Here is a 20,917-nt window from a genome sequence, read left to right on the forward strand (position 1 = left end):
GACTTACGTAATTAGGCAGATGTGATTGGGCAACTCTTTTACGGTTTTAGAATCCCCAGAACATACGCCACGGAATAGGTGAAAAACTTCGACATGTGGATCCCTTCGAAACTGACTCGTCCCGGCCGCTTACATAATGCAATCCTACGACCTAGGGTTCTCGATCTGCTCCAGAACGCAGATTGCTATAAGCTTGTATTGTTCCGTTCTCCTGCGGGCTATGGCAAGACCACCATGGCTGCACAGTGGCTGTTAGATAAGCCGAATGTGGGTTGGTACAGCATCGATGATAGTGACAACGATGCCTTCCGTTTTATCAACTACCTACTCCAATCACTCAATAAAGCGACTCAAAATTCCTGTCCCAATGCCCAAAAACTGGCAGAGAAACGACAGTTTTCATCGCTGCATTCTTTATTGAGCGAAGTATTCGCCGAGATGTCGGACTATCATCATGAGTGTTTTCTTGTTTTAGACGACTACCATTTAGTCAACAATGATGACATTCAAGAAGCAATGCGCTTTTTCCTCAAACACATGCCCGACAATCTCACGCTAGTTGTAACCAGTCGTGGTACACCACCCCTTGGTACGGCAAACCTTCGCGTTCGAGACTTAATGATCGAATTAGGTAATGACTCGCTGGCTTTTGATACCGAAGAGACGACGCGCTTTTTTAATCAGCGTGTTGCCGATGGTATTGATGACACAACGGCAGACAGTATTTGTACCTATGTAGAGGGTTGGCCTTCTGCCCTTCAACTTATTGCGCTGCAAGCCCAACATCAAAAACGCACGCTGGCGCAGTCTGCAGAGTCCTTCTCCCACTTTAATCAAGCCCATCTGTGGGACTACTTGGTTGAAGAGGTTTTCGACCTGTTAGACAAAGAAACTCGACAGTTCTTGATGCAGTGTTCAGTGCTTGACCACTTCAACGACGAACTGGTTTGTGCGCTAACACAACGTGAAGACGCACTGGGTATGATCGAATCATTAAATCGATTCGGTTTATTCATCTACCCGCTTGAAGGCGAAAAGAACTGGTATCGTTTCCATAACCTCTTTGGTGAATTTTTGGCACATGAGCGTCAAGCTCGAATCCCTCAACAAGAAGCAGAGTTGCACCGAAGTGCCGCGAAGGCGTGGATTAAACAAGACACACCACACCAAGCACTACGCCATGCACAGCGCGCTGAAGACCCAGAACTGATCATTCAAATACTGACAGATCACGGTTGGCCGATGTTTAACCAAGGAGAACTTTCCTCGTTAGAGATGGCGATCAAGCAACTGACTACGGATCAACTTTACAGCGACCCTAAACTGTCCATGTTACGAGCTTGGCTAGCACAAAGTCAGCACCGCTACGAACAAGTAGGGACATTATTGGAAGAGGCTGAAACACAATATCAAGCTCGAAATATTGAACTCGATACTCAACAACAAGGTCAATACAACGCCCTACGCGCGCAAGTCGCGATTAACAGTAATGAACCTGAAAAGGCCTTGGAATTGGCAGAGCTTTCGCTAAGTCAGCTGAACACCACCGTCTATCGTAGCCGAATTGTCGCCACGTCTGTTGTTGGTGAAGTCAATCACGTAATGGGCAACTTGAGCCGTGCACTGCCGATGATGCAGCAAACAGAAAAACTTGCACGCCAGTACCAAGTTTACCACCAAGCGCTTTGGGCAATTCTACAACAGAGCGAGATCTTAATTGCACAGGGTTACGTTCAAGCAGCATTCGAGCTGCAAGACAGTGCGTTCAAATTGATCGAAGAACACCAGCTAAAATACGTGCCTCTGCATGAATTCTTACTGCGTGTTAGAGCTCAAATATTCTGGTGTTGGAACCGATTAGATGAAGCGGAAGAGTGCTGTTACAAAGGCTTAGATATCCTTGGTCACCATTCGCCAAGTAAGCACCTTCACAGCTATTCAATGCTGGCTCGTATTTCACTGAGTCGCGGTGAAATTGATAAAGCATCTAAGTTTATCGACCAAATTCAGCACCTATTGCGTCAATCGACTTACCACGTGGACTGGACGGCGAACGCTTCCCTTTCTTTGATTCTTTTTTGGCAAGTAAAAGGCAATAAAGAGGCGATACGCGATTGGTTAAATGTGGCTGTTCGACCTGAATCGGCAAGCAACCACTTCTGCCAACTGCAATGGAGAAACATCGTTCGCGCTCACATCATTCTTGATCAGTATGAAGAAGCGGAAGAAGCGCTGACTTTCCTTAAGAGTGAAGCTCAGCGTTCACATCTGATTACAGACACCAACCGAAACTTGATCGTTGAAGCCGTATTACGTACACAAATTAACGATGAAGACAGCGCACGCGTGCTACTTGAAGAAGCGCTTCATATGACTAACCAAACCGGTATGGTCGGCAACTTCTTAGTAGACGGCGGGACTATCGGACATATCTTGGATAAGTTGAGCAACAAGCCTGGCTTAGGTGACTTAGAACGCCATCGCGCTCAACAGATCATGAAAGATATCTCGACCACCCAACGCAGCCGCTCGGTTCACTTTGATGAAGACTTTGTTGAAAACTTAGTCAATCACCCAAACATTCCTGAACTTGTGCGCACGAGTCCACTCACCCAGCGTGAATGGCAAGTACTTGGTTTGATCTATTCAGGGTTCAGTAACGAGCAGATCGCTCAAGAACTCGATGTAGCAGGTACCACCATCAAGACTCACATCCGTAACCTTTACCAAAAGCTAAACATTGCTAACCGTAAAGAAGCGATCAGCACAGCGGAGAATTTACTGCAGTTGATGGGGTACTAAACGATTCGAGATTGATTCGAGATTGATTCGAGAAAAGCTTAAGCTAGTTACCTATGGTGACTGGCTTTTTTTTCGTTTGGAGCATGGGGTTAATAGCAGATAGCAGATCATAGAGAGCCAAACGACAGACAAAAAAATAGCCAACCGCAATAATCGCGATTGGCTCTATATATTTGTGAACAAATCATAAGTTCACTAACAACGTCAGTTGGCTAGGTGACCCTCGGCTTAAGAAGGGTCAATGTATATAATGCAGTTAGCGTGCCAACTTTAATTCAGCCGTTTTATAAGCCCTGCATCGCATAAAAACCTCTAATTCATGATGCGAATTGCAAAGTGCATTTGCATAATGCAACCAAGATGCAATATCGATAGAAAACAAGTTTCACTGCAGCCGGTAATAATAAGACACCAAGCAGTTGTATTTTAAATGTAAGGCAGATGTTCACATCAACGTATTGCCTTACAATTAAAGAGGTAATAAAGCACCTCGCCAAAGGCATATTCATACTTTTTTTACACTAAAGTTTGTATACTGCACAAAATCACTCTCAACTCTATGAAGCAATGAACTACTTAAGTACTTTTTTCAAAGGCATGGCAATGGGCGCAGCCGACGTTGTCCCTGGCGTGTCGGGCGGAACCATCGCATTCATCACTGGTATCTACGATACGCTACTAGAAAGCATTCGAAGAATTAACCCTAGCTTACTTGGACTATGGAAGCGTGAAGGTTTCAAAGCCGCGTTTAGCCACATCAATGGTTTTTTCCTAATTTCACTGTTCGCAGGCGTATTCACGAGCATTGCGACATTTGCAAAACTGATTTCTTGGTTATTAGTCACCCACCCAGTTCCACTATGGTCTTTCTTCTTTGGCCTTATCTTGGTGTCGGTTTTCCATATTCTTAAACAAGTAGAAAAGCGCGATATGATTCGATTCGTATTTTTGCTGCTTGGTGTCGCCTTCGCTTACAGCATTACCGTGCTTAAGCCGCTGCAAATGGAACCTACCAGTATCAATATTCTCATTGCAGGTGCGATTGCAATCTGTGCGATGATTTTGCCGGGTATCTCGGGTAGCTTCATTCTGCTATTAATTGGTATGTATGGTCCGGTTCTTGGTGCGGTTAAAGAGTTCCAAATCGATGTGCTTGCGCTATTCCTTAGTGGCTGTGTGATTGGCCTACTGACTTTCTCGCACGTACTTTCTTGGTTACTGCGCTCATTCCGCGACTTCACATTAGTATTCTTGACTGGTTTGATGATCGGTACACTGCCGAAGATTTGGCCGTGGAAAGAAACGATCAGCTGGCGTACAAACTCTAAAGGTGAGCAAGTTCCTCTGATTCAAGAAAACTTGTCACCGTTTGATTTTGAAGCCGTCACTTCTCAGCCTTCACAGCTAGTAATGGCTATTGCGATGATGATTGTTGCCATTGCCTTGGTTCTGGGGTTAGAGAAATTTGCAGAGCGCAACGCTGACTAATCATTCAGCCAACTTCTGGAAAGCGTTTAGAACGGATAATGCTTAGAAAAACTAAGCTCACGCCCCTATGACACAGACAAAAGCGAAGCCAATGGCTTCGCTTTTTTAGTTCTACCATACGCACAAAATTACTTTTTGATACAAGCACATATTGAGGGATATGATAACATCGCCGCTCTTATAAAATTAGATGAGAACACGACATGCACTCTGCATTAAAGGTTGCTGCTCTTGGGATCGCTCTCGTGGCAGGCTTTTATGGGCCGCAAGTAATTCAGCAATTTGAATCAGCAATGGAGCGAGCCTCTGCTGAGGTTAACTTAGATGATTACTGCATGCTTTCCACCACATCGTGTGAGCAAAATACAGTTACGATGACACTTGATCGCGAGACGGCTCAACCTCTGGCTCCCACCAAAATCAAAGTAGTGTGGGAAGGCGCAGCCTCTGACACATTAATGCTGTCGCTTACAGGTTTAGAGATGGAAATGGGCTCGGCACGTTTTCAATTAAAAAACATGGGCAATAATACCTATGAAGGTGATGTGATTTTACCTGTATGTACTTTAGACAAGATGACATGGATCGGTGAGCTCACTGATGGTGTCGATACTGTAAATCCGGCAATAAGGATGGCAAGATGAGTAGAAATTGGTCGTTAGCATTGGTTGTCGCTTTTGTCCTTGGCTTTGGCGTTAAAAGTTATCTTGATGGGCAAAACGAAGCTCAAAAACAACACGCGGCAAAACAACAATTCTCCGCAACAACCCTTTTCGGCAAAGATAACCAGCCAACGGAAATCTTTGACCAAACCGATGACAGAATTCGTATCGTTTATTTTGGTTTCACACGTTGCCCAGATGTGTGCCCTACTTCTCTAGCAATGTTAGCCGGAGCACTTAACCAAGTCTCTGATGAAGCAAAAGCCAAGATTCGCCCGATGTTTGTTTCTCTTGATCCTGAACGTGATGCCGCTGAAGCCTCGTATGAATACGCGCAATACTTCCACCCAATGATGGAAGGATTAAGTGGCCCATTAGATGTAACAACGACTTTGGCACATAACTACGGTGTTATCTTCAGGAAGACCAAACTGGAAGGTTCAGAGTTGGAGTACACCCTAGACCACAGCTCATATTTCTATTTTTTAAAGCCCGACGGTACTTTGATTACTAAAGTACCGCACACGTTGACGCCAGCGCCAATTGTTGAAGCTATCAACACATTAACGCGCTAGCGTACCAAGTCATCAACGACGAGAAACAACGTGTACAAAAATAAAGAACTTAACCAATAAAGTTCGAACAAAAAGTCAGGTCCCAGACCAACATAAAAATTAAGGACAACAACATGAAGTTAAAAGCACTTGCTCTAGCAGGCTTATTGCTCACTCCTCTTGCTCAAGCGAATAGCGACATTATGGTTCATGACGCGTACGCGCGTGCAACTCCGCCTTCAGCAGTGAACAGCGCGGTATTCACGACTCTGATGAACCATAGCGATAAAGATCGCGCTATTGTTTCTGCGACAACGCCAGCAGCAGGAAAGGTAGAACTCCATGATGTTATCGTTGATGGCGACGTAATGAAGATGCGTCAAGTTCAAACCATCGCAATTCCTGCGAACGGCCAAGTTGAACTTAAACCTGGTAGCTTGCACATTATGTTGTTTGACCTAAAAGATGGCCTGAAAGAAGGCGAACAAATCGAAATGACACTGACTTTCGCAAACGGTGAAACACAGACCTTTGATGCACCGGTTAAGAAAGTAATGAGCGGCATGAAAAAGATGAATCACGATCATCATTAATCAGATTCACAATCGATGAAATAATTTAAGCCACGATGACTTCTCGCCATCGTGGCTTTTTGCTAAACTGAGCTCGCTTTTTATTCAAAGCCTAAACACATAAATAACCCAAGGAGAATAGAAGATGATTGTAATGAAAACACTAAAACTGGCAGTAAAAGTAACGCGTTAATTTGTTTGGTTAATCAAACTTAAATACCGATCGACCAACATCTCGTCACCCGTGACTACCGCACACTTTTACCCGGTTTACTATTGATCGTAAGTGATCAATACCTGCATGCCCAATAGCGCATGACTAAATCCGGGGTCCTATCTATTTGAATTCGACCCAAACTCAAAACATTTTTGACGCTCGACGCTTTTTGATTTCATCAAGGCTTTGTGACCTATCAACAACCTGAGATCTCACAAGAAGTTAATGCTCTCATTAGAAAAGAAAGCTCGCTCGTCTGGGTAAAAAGACATGAATTCACAAAACGCATTTTCTAATCCAATGTCACTTCAACAACTTGGATGGCAACCTGTATTCCAACAACAACTGACACTCGAAGACTATGACCAATCCGTCATTGCTCGTATCGTCGCGCATCATCGTAGCGGCTATACATTAGCGTCAGAGCAAGGCGAAATTGTTCTACCCATCCATCAAAACCAACCCGCAATGACGGTTGGCGACTGGGTAATCTTGAACTCTGAACTGCAATTCGGCCGTTTATTAGAGCGTCAATCGCTCTTCAGTCGTAAAGCCGCGGGCAGTCGTGTGGCTGAGCAATATATCTCAGCTAACATCGACACCGTTTTTATCGTGGTTTCGTTAAATAACGACTTTAATCTAAGCCGTATTGAACGCTACCTAGCGCTCGCCAATGAAGCACAGGTTGAAGCGGTTATCGTACTCACCAAGAAAGATTTGTGTGACGACTACGCAGGCAAAGTACAACAAGTGCAAAGCTTAGATTCTATGCTGATGATCGAAGCGGTGAATAGCCTAGACCAAGACTCAACTCAAGTTTTGTCGCCTTGGTGTAAAACTGGCAAGACTGTGGCTTTGATGGGTTCGTCTGGGGTTGGTAAATCTACCTTGGTTAACTCGTTACTTGGTGAGGCTGAACAAGCCACAGGTGGTATTCGTGAAGACGACAGCAAAGGCCGACACACAACCACATCACGATCGCTCCACTTGCTAACATCGGGCGGCTTACTACTCGATACTCCAGGAATGCGAGAGCTACAACTTGCTGACTGCGCTGAAGGCGTGAGTGAAACCTTTTCTGATGTCGAAGAGTTGGCCATGCATTGCCGATTCTCTGATTGTCATCATGAATCAGAACCGGGTTGCAAGATACGCAAGGCGATTGAAAGTGGAGAATTGTCTGAGCGACGATTTGCTAACTATCGAAAGTTATTGCGAGAACAAGCCCGAAATGGCGCCTCGTTAGCGGAACAACGCGCCAGCAGTAAGCAGCTTTCCAAGATGTACAAAACCGTGCAATCAGAAGGCCGCAATCTTAAAAAAGCGTCTGACTAAGGTTTAAGGTTTAAGGTTAACAGCTATAAGCTGTATTTAAGATAACCTAACTTAAGATAACTTTAATTTAAGACAATGAGCCCCATCGTGTTAATCACGTGGGGCTTTTTATTTCGATTTGGTAACGGCGTGGTTATTTATGCACACAATGTTCTTTCCTATAGCCATTTACATTTCTACATCTGCAGTGTTTTGAATCTATCAAATGAGAATCAGCAGATTTATAGCTCAATAAAAACACATCAATTTAACATTTAGCTCTAAAAACACCACATAGCGCAAACAATAACCCTAAAAGTAAACTATCCCTAGACACCCTCTTAGATCCCGCTAATATGACCGCCAATTCCGCTAGTGTATAGTTGGATTTGGTACAACTTCATAAAAAGATACATCACTATAATAAATTAACAATTGCAGGTATTTTATGCAAAATCACAACATGCTCGCCCGCATCGCTCGTGGAAATCTCGTTCTACAGATCCTTGCTGGTATTGTTTTCGGTGTCGTTCTCGCCATGGTTTCTCCTTCAGCAGCTCAAGATGCAGGCCTATTAGGTAGCCTGTTTGTTGGTGCTCTGAAAGCTGTTGCCCCAATTTTAGTATTCATTCTTGTTGCAGCTTCTATCGCAAACCAAAAGAAAGGTCAGCATACTCATATGCGTCCAATCATTGTGCTTTATCTGATTGGTACGTTCTCTGCAGCACTGACTGCTGTAGTACTGAGCTTCATGTTCCCAACCACTTTGACACTGGTTGCTGGTGCAGAAGGTGCTAACCCTCCTCAAGGTATTGCAGAAGTTCTTCATACGCTTCTATTCAAGCTTGTAGACAACCCAGTTAGCGCACTAATGAATGCGAACTACATCGGTATTCTTGCTTGGGCAATCGGTCTTGGTCTTGCTCTGCACCACGCATCTGCAACAACCAAAGCGGTTTTCGAAGACCTAAGCCACAGTGTTTCACACATTGTTCGCTTCATTATTCGCCTTGCCCCATTCGGTATCTTCGGTCTTGTTTCTGCAACATTCGCAACAACAGGCTTCGATGCACTGGCAAGCTACGGTCAACTACTAGCAGTACTACTAAGCTCTATGCTGATCATCGCACTTGTGGTTAACCCACTGCTTGTATTTATTAAAACAAAACAAAACCCATACCCACTTGTACTGCAATGTATTCGTGAATCTGGTGTAACGGCATTCTTCACTCGTTCAAGCGCTGCAAACATCCCAGTGAACATGAACCTTTGTAAGAAGCTAAAGCTAGACGAAGATACTTACTCTGTATCGATTCCTCTAGGCGCAACGATCAACATGGCAGGCGCTGCAATCACCATCACCGTGTTGACGCTTGCTGCTGTACACACTATGGGTATTGAGATTGATATCTTCACTGCGATTCTACTAAGCCTTGTTGCTGCAGTATCAGCATGTGGCGCATCGGGTGTTGCTGGCGGTTCACTACTGCTTATCCCGCTAGCGTGTGGCCTATTCGGTATTTCGAACGATGTAGCGATGCAGGTTGTAGCGGTTGGCTTCATTATCGGTGTGATTCAAGATTCAGCTGAAACAGCGCTTAACAGCTCAACAGACGTCGTGTTCACTGCTGCTGTATGTAAAGCCGAGCAAAACAAAGAGCAATAAGCCTTTAGCTGCTCTGAACCTAAACAGTTCTGAGCTCTAAGCTCTAAAAAGCAAATCGTACATAAACAAAAAGGGAAGCTGATGCTTCCCTTTTTTTGTTTGAGTGCTTTACCCGCCGCAGTCAATAATACCGACCGTATGAATAACGGATCACCTTAGCGGCTTAATACAATCAGTTATAACATCTACACTCATATAACATCGTTGGATTTTTTAAATTGTAGAACTATAAATTGTAGAACTACTCGTTTCAGTCATGTTCAGAATACAGGTAATAACTCATAAACACGGTTTATTAATTGCTCTTCCAGTTAGACTCGACTGCCGGTTGGCTAAAGTCCAAAGAACCGCTATTAGAGTTAGCTTGCTTATCTTGTGATGCTCGATTCGCGCTTGCCTTGTCACCATCATGGTTTTCAGCCGCCTGTTGGTGATTATTGGCATTTGAACCTTGAGCACTTGAACCTGGAGCATTTGAGGCTTCAGTATCCAAATCCACCTTATCGACGCCTAACTCATCACTCTCTTCGTCAGAGGCTTCTTTCACTTTCTTATGCACTGGGATATCGCGTTTGTAGAGCTTGTTGAGCGCTTTAACGATAGAGTGCTTGGTGATTGTTTCTTGCGTCAACTTGGTCATTATTGGCTTAGTCAGAGCCTGTAACCCCACAACAGCATCAACACCAAGATCCCCACCAACTTTATCTCTCAAATACCTCGCATCCGCATAGCCAAAATGAGCCGATAAGAATAACCAGATATACGCGATAGCATTGCCGTGTTCACCATGGTCAATCCACGCCTCACCGGCTTTAAACATCGCTTCTGCACAGTTTTTTTCAGCTGCCGTTTCAAACCAGTAAACCGCTTCACGATGATTAGCGACAACGCCAACACCGTTCAAATAGCTCATACCCAATTTGATTTTTCCGTCTAGGTTATTCTTTTCAGCCGCTTTTCTGTACCACATGAAAGAGCTTTCTGGAGAATAATCTGGGTTATCTCTATCTAAACACCAGTCCCCCATAAAAAGCATCGCTTCGGTGTTACCACTAGCGGCAGACTCTTCAATATAGGCGCTGCCTTTCGGGAGGTTTTTCTCAACTCCGCGACCAAACACGAGTGCTTTACCCACCTCGAATTTTGCAAGCGGATCGTTATCCAGTGCTGATATCGCTAACTGCCAAAAATTGGCCTTTTCTCTTAAAATTAGGTCTTCTTTGCACTTCATACTCAGACGCACAATGCCGTACATGCCGTTGACATTGTCTAAATGGGCAGCTTTATCGTACCAATACAGAGCTTCCTTAAGATTGACTCGTTCGGCCTCTTTCGCCAAATACAAAATCGACGGCACATGCCCTGTTTCAGCCTTAAATTGACGATCTTTTTGCTCTTGGATACGTGCTTTTTCAATCGCTTTTCGGTAAGCGACAGCGCGAGCTTTACGTTCTTGTTCCAAGCGCTTTTTTCTTAGCGACAAAGAGACCAACCAAACAGCAATCAGTATTAGCGAAAGAGCGGTCGCACCAATTGCGATTCCCATTGTACTCATAAAATATTTTATCCTAACTCGGCTAATAGCACCCTACACAGGAAAGCAATCAACCTATAGCGAGCAGTATGTTTGAATGACAGGGAAAAGCGCAGTTATTAAAACGATCCGCCCTAAAATGAATTTTGTTCAGTATCTCAGGAATACATAATGATAAAAAGCCTACGAGTATCTATCCGTCAGCACTCCATTAATGCTGTGATCCCGCTCGCTTTTTATCTATAAGTCTTGGGGCGTTACTTATTCTATCTTATCTATCTTATCTATCTTATCTATCTTATCTATCTTATCTATCTTATCTAGCAGCTTATGGCCTAGACTTTCCAACTAACCTTGCTGCATCTTCTCCCAAATGGTCGGAGAGCCAATATAGTCTTGAACCGTAGTAATGAACTCTTTCACCAATTTGGTCTGCTTACGATGCGGATACACAGCATAAATAGCCGTATCAACCGTCGATATTGCATAATCAGGAAGTAACGTAACCAAGCCCAACTCTTTCATTGAGGCATACAAGTTTGATTGGTCAAGGAAGCCATAACCTAAGCCATCTTTTACGCAAGACACCATGGTGCGAACATCACTGACCTTATAGTTGCCACGAATCGTCAGGCTTTGGAAAATGTTGCCATGTGGCTCTTCACTGATCCGCAGGTGATCGACTGTCATATCACCATTGGTATAGATAACCGCAGGTAAGGAGAGCAAATCTTGTGGCGTCTTTGGCTCACCGTGCTCTTTCACAAAGTCGTTCGATGCAACGAGCATGAAGTTACTGTCGGCAATTTTTTTAGCAATCAAATTCGATTCAACAAGCTTACTGAAGCGAAATGCAATATCAAACTGCCCGGCAATGATGTTGGCGATCTTGTCGTCTAGTGACAGCACAATCTGAACATCCGGATACTTTCTCATGAACTGAGTAATAATAGGTTGCAAGTATTGCTGACCAAAATAGATCGGCGACGTAATTCGTAACACACCTTTGGGCTCAGATTGGTACGAGTCGGCAATGCCTTGAATCTGATTAATAGTATCTTTCAGTACATAGGTTTGCGCGAGAATATCTTCCCCTGCCGACGTCAACGAGAACGAACGCGTAGAACGGTTGAGCAACTGAACACCTAAATCTTGTTCAAGCTTTTTTATCTGTTTAGAGAGTGATGAGTTGTCCATATCGTGTAAAGTTGCCGCTTTGGTAAACGACCCTTGTTGAACCACATCTAAGAACAACAACAACTGGTTAGTATTTGGCACTGCGCCTCTCCTGAAATAAAACTCGACTAACGTTCATCTTTGGGGGTGTCCATCACAACCATAGTCGTAATCGATTGCACCTGAGCACATTCCCCAAGCACATCGGCATGAAACTTCTTATAGCCCGGTAGATCTTTGGTTTCTACCCTTAGCAAGTACTCATTGGCACCAGTAATGTTGTGGCACTCCACCACCTCTTTTTCCATACTGACGTGCTGTTCAAACTCAAGCTGAGCCGCTTTGCTATGGCTCGACAAGCCAATCGAAACATAAGCAATAAAGCCAACGCCCATCAGTCCATTATCCAGAACCGCACGGTAACCTTGAATGATCCCTTTACGCTCAAGATCCTGTACTCGCCTTAAGGTCGCTGAAGCCGACAATCCTATACGTTCTGAAAGCTCAATGTTGGAGATTCTGCCGTCCAATTTAAGCTCTTGCAATATCCTTTCGTCAAATCTATCCATAAGTACTTATTATTGTGCATTAAGTGATAATTGAGGAAATAAAAGCACATAATTGCCTCACTTTCCACCTACTATGTTTCTCAACACGTGAAAGTCATGACCGGTCAGTCACTTCGTTCATTTTACTGCTGGAGAATCACAATGCCTTTAGAACAACTTAGCGCACTTGCCTTGTTTGCGTTTGTCTCGACCTTCACACCTGGTCCAAATAACATCATGCTCATGACATCAGGAGCCAATGTTGGCTTTGCCCGTACCATTCCGCACATGCTAGGCATTGCTCTAGGTTTTGCAGCCATGTTACTGCTGGTTGGTTTCGGCTTGATGGGCGTTTTCAACGCATACCCAGTGACGCACCAAATATTGAAATACCTAAGTCTTGCATACCTCGTGTACCTTGCGATTAAGATAGCATTGAGCGGTAAAGCGAAAAGTACTAAGGCTTACAAACCCATGACCTTCATTGGCGCAGCGAGTTTTCAGTGGGTGAACCCGAAAGGTTGGTCGATGGCGCTGACGGCAATTTCAGTGTATAGCAGTGGTAGTTCATGGTGGGAGCTTGCGATCATCGCAGGTATCTTCACACTAGCCAACTTGCCTTCTGTGACATTCTGGACAGCGGCAGGTAAACAGCTCCAGCATTGGCTAACAACACCCGTTCGAATCAAAAGCTTCAACTATGGTATGGCAGGGTTACTTTTAGCATCGACGATTCCGATGATCTAATCGACTTACTTTATCTATTGATGGTTAGTACACCGGTGCTAACCATCCGTTTCTTTAAAAGAGCTTAATAATCTCACTTAGCCATTGACCAAATGTCGCCTGCCCGCTCGGCGTTAACGTCCAGACAAAAGCCACAACATTAAGTGACACCGTCACGAAAAATGCAAATCTAAATGGTTGCTTCTGCGTTTTATGACGCAGTTTATCTTGAGCAATTAACGCCCCTAACCAACCACCAGCAACAGAAAAAATATGCAGAGTTTTCTCTGGTACACGCCAATTACCATTGATTGCCGCTCTCTTGTCCTTCGCGTACACAAAAAACGTCACTATTCCGATAACTAAATACCACACCAACAGCGCTTTTGAACTTTCTGAAAACAACGCAGATACCGCTACCAATACCAGATAAGTAATAGCGATTTGAATAGATGAAGACAACATCAACTCCTTTGGATAATGAACAACATAGCGTCACCATTCCACATTAAAGACTCACTAAGGCTATTTGAGGCGAATGAGTACAAACTTTTTTTGATAGGAAAAACAACCAGCGAGTGAAGTGCCACTAAGCTCACATAAATAAGGCGTAGTTATCACCCCTAGAGACTACTCCTATCTTCTACGCCTATGGCTAACCAACTGTATTTTATGAGCTATTGAACCAATAAAAAAGCGCGTTAACCACCACAATCCGTGATATCGACACTAGGTTTCCTATTTTTACGGATTAAAAATAACTTAATACATAAGCGTCACAAATAGTGGAGCATCGTTAAGCCTAGGATATTCATCTTCGTAAAAAATATGGATATCAAAACGTGAACGAAATAAATACCAATAAACACGAGATTCTACAAAGTACCTTGAAGATTGCAAAAACAAAGAGCTTCAATATTGCGCAAACAAACAGCTTCAAGCGTTCATCTTTAGCCAAGGCGATATTGCCTCTCGTCACCGCGACCTTGGTAGCAGGCTGTGGAAGCGACACGAGCAAAACAAACTCTGACAGCAATAGTCTATATAAAGCCGCTGAAAACGAAGTTGTTATTTATTACAAACGAGATGTTGCAGCGGCTCGCGCTTCTGCCTCGACCTACGACGGTTGGGGGCTTCACCTTTGGAATGGCGAAGGTTGTACGAGCACTGACTTAGTCGGCATGGGATTAGGTAGCAATGGGACTGACTGGGATGTACCTTATGAATTCAAGGGCATCAATGATACCTATGGCGCCTACTACGTATTGAAAGTCGACCCCGATGCATCTGACCCTCATAAGTGCATCAACTTCATTTTGCATAATGGCGGCGATAAGGCGTTTGGCAGCGCCAACTCGAAAATTGATCTCACCAAACTGAGTCAATCTCAATCTGTATTCGGTTTCCATGGCAGCAGCGCGTTGTACTACGAACCGATTTCAGAACGCCCAGTTAAGATTGATGGCCAGAAGGCACATTGGTTGGACTCAAACACAATCGCTTGGGAAGCAGCAGACGGTGCCGATTCTCTCAAGTTGTTCTACGCACTCGATAACAGCATCACGATAAACGATGATAAGGCGATCGTCGGTGGGCAGGCCGTTGAACTCAAAAAAGATGGCAAGCTATCCTCTGCATTAAAAGAACGCTTCCGTCATCTAGCAAGCCTACCCGCTTTATCAATTGATGTTGACACCAGCACGCTGAGGACCATCTTGAAATCTCAGATCATTGTTGTTGCGTATAATGCGAGTGGCGACGTTATCTCTTCAACTGAAGTTCAAAAGCCCGGCGTACTTGATGCTGTATTTGCCAACAAAGAGACGGGTAACGCAATGGGAGAAACACTGGGGGCGATTGTGGAAGGCAACACGACGACCTTCAAGCTTTGGGCCCCTACCGCGCAAGATGTTGAACTCGTCCTCTACAGCGAAGACCGACAAAGTTCAAAAGTGATCCCAATGACGGAAAGCTTGGAATCAGGAATTTGGACAACGGATTCAATTTCTAACGCCGTGAACAGTTATTATCGCTACCAAGTGAAGGTTTATCACCCAACCACAGGCAATATCGAAACTCGTCTTGTGACCGACCCATACTCACTCGGCTTGTCGAAGAATTCAGCATACTCTCAAGTGATTGACCTTGATGAAGCAGCACTGATGCCACAAGGTTGGGCTGGATATAAGCGCCCAACGGTGAAGAAAGACGAAGACCACGTACTGTACGAATCACACCTTCGTGACTTTAGCTTCAGTGATAAGTTAGGTACAGCAAGCTTAAACGGCAAGTACCTAGCGCTAACAGAAGCCGATCGTGAGTCAGTAAAACACTTGAAAGCTCTGAAAGATGCCGGTTTAACTACGCTTCATATCTTACCTGCATTCGATATCGCTACCATCAATGAAGATGACGCGAGCCGCGTGGATATCACCGACACCGTTGGCAAACTCTGTAACGTAAAACCAACGGCGACTTTATGCGGCACCGAAGATGAAAACAAAACCATCGAAACCGTACTCAACAGCTATAACTCTTCAACAGGCGATGCCCAAGCTCTAATGAACGATCTGCGTATGCTAGATAGTTTCAACTGGGGCTACGACCCATTTCATTACACCGTTCCAGAGGGAAGTTACGCGACAGATCCTAACGGTTCAAAACGTATTCTAGAATTCCGTCAAATGGTTAAAGCTGCGCACGAAATGGATCTTAAACTGATCATGGACGTGGTATATAACCATACCAATGCGTCTGGCGTGAACGATAAGTCCGTACTGGATAAGATCGTCCCTGGGTATTATCACCGCCTGAATGTGAACACTGGTGGCGTGGAAAGCTCAACGTGTTGTGATAACACCGCAACTGAAAACCTAATGATGGGTAAGTTGATGGTCGACTCACTCAAGGTATGGGCTGACGACTATAAGGTTGATGGTTTTCGTTTTGACTTAATGGGCCACCAGCCAAAAAGCGTAATGGTTGAAGCATTGAAAGAAGTGCGCAAGATCGACCCAAATACCCTGTTCTATGGCGAAGGTTGGGACTTTGGCGAAGTAGCAAACAACGCTCGCTTCGAACAAGCCAACCAGATCAATATGGCAGGCACCGAAATTGGCACCTTCTCTGACCGTTTGCGTGATGCAGTACGCGGCGGTAGCCCATTTGATGGTGGTGTCGATTCTGAAGGTAAGCACCCACTTCGATTTAACCAAGGCTTCGGTAACGCCGCGTTTGCCAACGAAGAAACCAAAGTTGATCAAGATTCAGTCAACGGTCGTTTACACAACCAAGATCTTGTGCGTTTAGGCATGGCCGGTAACTTAGCCGAATACGTATTACTGGATTACAAAGGCGATACCAAACTGGGCAAAAACGTCGACTACAACGGCGCACCTGCCGGCTATACCAAAATGCCATCAGAGAACATCTCTTACGTTTCCAAGCACGATAACCAAACTCTTTGGGATAACAACGCTTACAAAATCGCCGAAGGCACAAGCTCTGCAGAACGAGCTCGTATGCAGTCGGTATCGCTCTCGACCGTCATGTTGGGTCAAGGCATCCCGTTCATACACATGGGTTCTGAACTGTTGCGTTCTAAATCGATGCAGCGTGATTCTTACGACTCTGGCGATTGGTACAACCGTGTGATGTTTGATGGTACTGGCAATAACTGGAATGTTGGCTTACCTCGTGAAGACAAAGATGGTGCCAATTGGGAACTCATCAAAACCATCATTGCCGACAGCACAGCCAAGCCTGCAAAAGAGGATATTGACCTCACCAAGCAGCAATTCCTAGAGTTGTTAAAAATCCGCAGCTCAAGTGAACTGTTCCGCTTAGACACAGCAGAAGAAGTCATGAAGCGTGTCGACTTCCGCAATGTGGGCAAAGATCAAATCGAAGGCCTGATCGTGATGTCTATTGATGACGGAATCTCCACAGGCAAAGACCTAGATACTACCGCTGATGCGATTGTGGTTGTTGTAAACTCAACGAGTAAATCTCAATCGTTCAAGATCACGGGAGCGACGGGCTTTACACTCCATACCATTCAGAAGAACTCTGCCGATGACATCGTCAAAGGCGCCACCTTTTCCGCTGAGACTTTCACCGTACCGCCATTAACCACCGCAGTGTTTGTGCAAACTCAAGGCGCGTCACAAGGTGCTGGGTTATCGGTTGATAACTCACAAAAGGACGTATCTAAGATTCCGCCATATGGCAAAACGACCGTCTATGTACGTGGTGCAATGAACGGATGGAACCCGACGGACGCTTGGGCGATGAACTTCGTTGATAACGGCGTTTACTCTGTCACTGGCGCTTTGGCTGTGGGTGAATATGGCTTCAAGTTTGGCGGTTCTACTTGGGGTATCTTGGATATTGGCTGTCACTCCGTCGACTTAGCTCAGGACTCGATCAATATTGGCAGCGAAGGCGACTGTAAGTTGAATGTAACCGAAGCCGGCAACTACACATTCACACTGAATGCGATTCATCAACTCAATGACAGCGCAGAAAAAGCCGTGGTATCTGTGACGAAACAATAAGCTTCACATTCACATAATCATCACAGACGAGCCTGTTTTTTTGGGGAAGAGCGAGGGGAGGTATTAACCTCCCCTTTTTTGAGCAGCCGCTCACATACCACAGCAACTACGCCCCGATTTTCTTACCCAAGGAGGATAAAGCCGCATTCTGATTAAGCTAGCCTCCTAACGATAACTTCTATATCAAATACAACGTCTATATCCAATATAACGTCTAACACAGCTTCAACGACAAAGCCCTACAGCTCCACTTCTCGAGATGGAATATAAGTATGTACAACAAGAAACATTCAATCTATCAAGTTTTTACCCGTTTGTTCGGCAATCAGAATACACAGAACACACCTTGGGGAACCATTGAACAAAATGGCGTGGGCAAGTTCAGTGACTTCACCAATAAAGCGCTGACAGAAATTAGAGAACTCGGCATCACTCATATTTGGTACACCGGAGTACCACATCATGCTGTGATCAACGAATACAAGCACATCGGCATCTCAGACGATCATCCAAGCATTGTGAAAGGACGGGCTGGCTCACCTTATGCCGTCAAAGATTACTACTCCGTAAACCCAGATCTTGCTGACAACCCAGCGCAGCGTTTACAGGAATTCGAAGCCTTGATCAAAAGAAGCCATGACAATGGTTTGAAAGTCATCATTGATATCGTCCCTAACCACATTGCCCGTAATTACCAAGGCTTGAATAACCCAGAAGGCGTACATGACTTTGGCGATCAAGATGACACGACGGTTGAGTATCATCGCAACAATAACTTCTATTACATTCCTGACAGCGCATTTGAACTGCCCGAGATCGAACCTGCGTTCATTCCTCTTGGTGGCGAACAACACCCGAATTTAGCCTCACCGTTTCTTGAATCCCCAGCCAAATGGACAGGCAACGGATCGCGCTTGAGCAAACCCAACTTCGATGATTGGTATGAAACCGTAAAGATTAACTATGGCGTGCGACCAGACGGTTCGAAAGACTTCCCTGAACTACCGGATGATTACGCGATGCGTGATCACCTCGCCCACTACCATTTCTGGCAGCACGTTGATGTGCCAGATTCATGGATTAAGTTTCGAGACATCGCATTATATTGGTTAGGAAAAGGCGTCGATGGATTTCGCTACGATATGGCAGAAATGGTGCCGGTCGAATTCTGGAGCTATCTCAATTCATCAATCAAAGTAAAGAATCAAGACGCCTTTTTGATGGCGGAAGTGTATCAACCGGATCTTTATCGCGATTACATTCGCTTGGGTAAAATGGACTACCTGTATGACAAAGTCGATCTTTACGACGGCCTAAAAGCAATCATGCAAGGTAAGGCTTCAACGGCAATCATCCCTGAGATCCAACATCAAATGATGGACATCGAACACCACATGATGCACTTCTTAGACAACCACGATGAGCAGCGTGTCGCGTCTCCTGAGTTTGTTGGTAACCCACACATCGCCAAACCCGCCATGTTAGTCAGTGCGCTATTAAGTAGCTCTCCTACTATGATTTACTTCGGGCAAGAAGTCGGCGAACCGGGTGCGGAGAACGCAGGTTTTGGGCAACCTTCTCGCACGTCTATATTTGACTACATCGGTGTTCCTCAACATCAAAAATGGATGAACGGAGGAAAGTTCGATGGTGGGCTGCTCAACGATGATGAAAAGCAGCTCAGACTCTTCTACCAACAAGTGATGACGTTTTCATTGAACCATTCATCGATGACCGGAGCGTACCAAGATTTACACCAATCCAATCAGCTAAGTGATTCAGTTTATGCTTTCTTGCGTTTTGATAGCCAAGAACTGGTTATCGCCGCGGCTAACTTCAGCCAAAGCAAAACAGACCATATTCAGTTGAAGGTGACGGCAGAGGTTATTCAAAAACTAGGCATTGCTGACGGAAGCTATACGCTCAAAGAACATATTGAAGGCGTCCAACAACAGACTCTGTATGTGGAAAATGGTGTCGGTTACTTCAGTGCAGAATTAAACCCCCTAGCCGCTTTCGCTTGGGTGTTACCCCTTTAATCAATCGTTCTAAAAGTAACTGGTGATGACGGCGTTAAATCAGAGGAAACGGTACTTAACGTCGTCTTCGGATAAGTGAAATTCAAACAGTCATTGGTTTTCAAAGCACGCTCTAAGCAGCTATGGCGGGTGGCTGTAGCTTGTTTTTTCCCCATTACGTGACAGAGCATACGCCCGTAACATTTCGACAAGTTCCTCTTTGACTAAGTTTATCTAATATCTTTGTTGGGCGGCTCAAACTCACTTGACTTAGTGTCAAAATCTACTGGTAAAGATCGCGCCACAAAAACCTTCTCTTTGCTTGTATTCGATCTAGTTTGTGATTTTAGTTTTCGCCTTACCTATATTATTAATCTATTTATAATTTAAAAAATTTGATAACTCTTCCGTTTAATGTCACTTTTTTGCCCAAAAAATGTCACATGTTGGCCTATCAAAATATCAATGTTCTCAATATTATGACGGTACATTTAATTGAGATTACAATTTAGAAAGGCTCTATCTTTGCAAAAAAAAATAAATTATATATTAATTAATAACATCGAAAAGTTCGATATATACAAAGTTAAACTTGTAGATTTATTAAAACTAAGTCAATCAGATGATGCGATATTAGGTTTTGATAATACTTTCAATAACGAAGATTCGAAACGATACCTAGGCTCTCTAGGAAAAGAAATCATAGCTCAGAAATTACAAATACTCATTGGATTAACTGATGAACTAGTAGTTATTTGCTGCTTTTTAAAAAAGAGCCATCAACAAACCACAAAGCATATTTGTGACCTTCAAAAAGGAATGATCCATCCATCTTTACGTGGTTTTGGATTTCTCCAAAAAACTCTAGCCATAATTTCCCACGAGTGTCTAGTGCAAGGAATAGATCTATTAACACTAGATGTCAGAGGTGGAAGCAAAGCTCACCTCATGTGGCAACGATGCGGTTTTGAAACTTATGGAGTCTTAAACGACTACAGCCGATACGAAAATAAATCTTTCGATGGGTATTTCATGAAACAAAAAACATTAGACCTATGGGATAGGTTTAAAAAATTCAAATAAT

The 20,917-nt window shown here is 44.2% G+C and carries 15 protein-coding genes; 11 read left to right on the forward strand and 4 right to left on the reverse strand.

Going from position 1 to position 20,917, the window contains the following annotated elements:
• The first annotated feature begins 93 nt into the window (after positions 1 to 93).
• From malT to sstT, 7 genes are all read left to right on the forward strand, one after another.
• The gene (gene malT, locus OCV44_RS16460) at positions 94 to 2,802 is read left to right on the forward strand and encodes an HTH-type transcriptional regulator MalT (protein ID WP_139683779.1); all 2,709 of its coding nucleotides are present in this window, start codon (positions 94 to 96) and stop codon (positions 2,800 to 2,802) included.
• Between the two features lie 567 nt (positions 2,803 to 3,369).
• On the forward strand, positions 3,370 to 4,290 hold the full coding sequence (locus OCV44_RS16465; protein WP_139683760.1) for a DUF368 domain-containing protein: 921 nt from the start codon (positions 3,370 to 3,372) through the stop codon (positions 4,288 to 4,290).
• 203 nt (positions 4,291 to 4,493) lie between these two features.
• Positions 4,494 to 4,934, forward strand: coding sequence for a hypothetical protein (locus OCV44_RS16470; protein WP_139683759.1), 441 nt, complete (start codon positions 4,494 to 4,496; stop codon positions 4,932 to 4,934).
• Complete coding sequence (locus OCV44_RS16475) at positions 4,931 to 5,527, forward strand: SCO family protein (protein ID WP_139683758.1); 597 nt, start codon at positions 4,931 to 4,933, stop codon at positions 5,525 to 5,527. The genes OCV44_RS16470 and OCV44_RS16475 overlap by 4 nt, the downstream gene beginning before the upstream one ends.
• A gap of 113 nt (positions 5,528 to 5,640) precedes the next feature.
• Positions 5,641 to 6,099, forward strand: coding sequence for a copper chaperone PCu(A)C (locus tag OCV44_RS16480; RefSeq protein ID WP_139683757.1), 459 nt, complete (start codon positions 5,641 to 5,643; stop codon positions 6,097 to 6,099).
• Positions 6,100 to 6,565: 466 nt separating this feature from the next.
• Positions 6,566 to 7,630 (forward strand): ribosome small subunit-dependent GTPase A, encoded by a 1,065-nt coding sequence (gene rsgA / locus OCV44_RS16485; RefSeq protein WP_139683756.1) that lies wholly within the window; start codon positions 6,566 to 6,568, stop codon positions 7,628 to 7,630.
• Positions 7,631 to 8,057: 427 nt separating this feature from the next.
• On the forward strand, positions 8,058 to 9,275 hold the full coding sequence (sstT, locus tag OCV44_RS16490; RefSeq protein ID WP_009845849.1) for a serine/threonine transporter SstT: 1,218 nt from the start codon (positions 8,058 to 8,060) through the stop codon (positions 9,273 to 9,275).
• Positions 9,276 to 9,570: 295 nt separating this feature from the next.
• Here sstT and OCV44_RS16495 read toward each other — a convergent pair whose 3' ends face one another.
• From OCV44_RS16495 to OCV44_RS16505, 3 genes are all read right to left on the reverse strand, one after another.
• Complete coding sequence (locus OCV44_RS16495; protein WP_139683778.1) at positions 9,571 to 10,821, reverse strand: tetratricopeptide repeat protein; 1,251 nt, start codon at positions 10,819 to 10,821, stop codon at positions 9,571 to 9,573.
• A 336-nt stretch (positions 10,822 to 11,157) separates the two neighbouring features.
• Positions 11,158 to 12,087 carry a LysR family transcriptional regulator gene (locus tag OCV44_RS16500; RefSeq protein WP_012600171.1) on the reverse strand — a complete coding sequence of 310 codons (930 nt, stop codon included), beginning with the start codon at positions 12,085 to 12,087 and terminating at the stop codon, positions 11,158 to 11,160.
• Between the two features lie 26 nt (positions 12,088 to 12,113).
• Positions 12,114 to 12,554 carry an Lrp/AsnC family transcriptional regulator gene (locus OCV44_RS16505; protein WP_009845852.1) on the reverse strand — a complete coding sequence of 147 codons (441 nt, stop codon included), beginning with the start codon at positions 12,552 to 12,554 and terminating at the stop codon, positions 12,114 to 12,116.
• 141 nt (positions 12,555 to 12,695) lie between these two features.
• Here OCV44_RS16505 and OCV44_RS16510 point away from each other — a divergent pair, with 141 nt between their 5' ends.
• On the forward strand, positions 12,696 to 13,280 hold the full coding sequence (locus tag OCV44_RS16510; protein WP_139683755.1) for a LysE family translocator: 585 nt from the start codon (positions 12,696 to 12,698) through the stop codon (positions 13,278 to 13,280).
• Positions 13,281 to 13,334: 54 nt separating this feature from the next.
• Here OCV44_RS16510 and OCV44_RS16515 read toward each other — a convergent pair whose 3' ends face one another.
• Positions 13,335 to 13,724: a DUF1294 domain-containing protein gene (locus tag OCV44_RS16515; RefSeq protein ID WP_139683754.1), complete on the reverse strand. Its 390-nt coding sequence runs from the start codon at positions 13,722 to 13,724 to the stop codon at positions 13,335 to 13,337.
• A 377-nt stretch (positions 13,725 to 14,101) separates the two neighbouring features.
• On the opposite strand from OCV44_RS16515, the gene pulA reads away from it, so the two are divergent.
• The 3 genes from pulA to OCV44_RS16530 all read left to right on the forward strand — a co-directional run bounded on the left by pulA (position 14,102) and on the right by OCV44_RS16530 (position 20,916).
• On the forward strand, positions 14,102 to 17,815 hold the full coding sequence (pulA, locus tag OCV44_RS16520; protein ID WP_139683753.1) for a pullulanase-type alpha-1,6-glucosidase: 3,714 nt from the start codon (positions 14,102 to 14,104) through the stop codon (positions 17,813 to 17,815).
• A 272-nt stretch (positions 17,816 to 18,087) separates the two neighbouring features.
• Positions 18,088 to 19,854, forward strand: a complete 1,767-nt coding sequence (locus tag OCV44_RS16525) for an alpha-amylase family protein (protein ID WP_139683752.1) — start codon at positions 18,088 to 18,090, stop codon at positions 19,852 to 19,854.
• 474 nt (positions 19,855 to 20,328) lie between these two features.
• Entirely contained in the window at positions 20,329 to 20,916 is a 588-nt protein-coding gene (locus OCV44_RS16530) for a hypothetical protein (RefSeq protein ID WP_261900940.1), read from the forward strand.
• The last annotated feature ends 1 nt before the right edge of the window (position 20,917 follow it).

The organism is Vibrio tasmaniensis (assembly GCF_024347635.1).
Classification (GTDB): Bacteria; Pseudomonadota; Gammaproteobacteria; order Enterobacterales; family Vibrionaceae; genus Vibrio; species Vibrio tasmaniensis.

What these genes read in the sequence shown, in the direction of transcription:
- OCV44_RS16465 (WP_139683760.1), top strand. Translation starts at nt 3,370, where the DNA reads ATGAACTACTTAAGTACTTTTTTCAAAGGCATGGCAATGGGCGCAGCC.
- OCV44_RS16470 (WP_139683759.1), top strand. Translation starts at nt 4,494, where the DNA reads ATGCACTCTGCATTAAAGGTTGCTGCTCTTGGGATCGCTCTCGTGGCA.
- sstT (WP_009845849.1), top strand. Translation starts at nt 8,058, where the DNA reads ATGCAAAATCACAACATGCTCGCCCGCATCGCTCGTGGAAATCTCGTT.
- OCV44_RS16495 (WP_139683778.1), bottom strand. Translation starts at nt 10,821, where the DNA reads ATGGGAATCGCAATTGGTGCGACCGCTCTTTCGCTAATACTGATTGCT.
- OCV44_RS16510 (WP_139683755.1), top strand. Translation starts at nt 12,696, where the DNA reads ATGCCTTTAGAACAACTTAGCGCACTTGCCTTGTTTGCGTTTGTCTCG.
- rsgA (WP_139683756.1), top strand. Translation starts at nt 6,566, where the DNA reads ATGAATTCACAAAACGCATTTTCTAATCCAATGTCACTTCAACAACTT.
- OCV44_RS16525 (WP_139683752.1), top strand. Translation starts at nt 18,088, where the DNA reads ATGTACAACAAGAAACATTCAATCTATCAAGTTTTTACCCGTTTGTTC.
- OCV44_RS16480 (WP_139683757.1), top strand. Translation starts at nt 5,641, where the DNA reads ATGAAGTTAAAAGCACTTGCTCTAGCAGGCTTATTGCTCACTCCTCTT.
- OCV44_RS16505 (WP_009845852.1), bottom strand. Translation starts at nt 12,554, where the DNA reads ATGGATAGATTTGACGAAAGGATATTGCAAGAGCTTAAATTGGACGGC.
- OCV44_RS16475 (WP_139683758.1), top strand. Translation starts at nt 4,931, where the DNA reads ATGAGTAGAAATTGGTCGTTAGCATTGGTTGTCGCTTTTGTCCTTGGC.
- malT (WP_139683779.1), top strand. Translation starts at nt 94, where the DNA reads ATGTGGATCCCTTCGAAACTGACTCGTCCCGGCCGCTTACATAATGCA.
- OCV44_RS16515 (WP_139683754.1), bottom strand. Translation starts at nt 13,724, where the DNA reads ATGTTGTCTTCATCTATTCAAATCGCTATTACTTATCTGGTATTGGTA.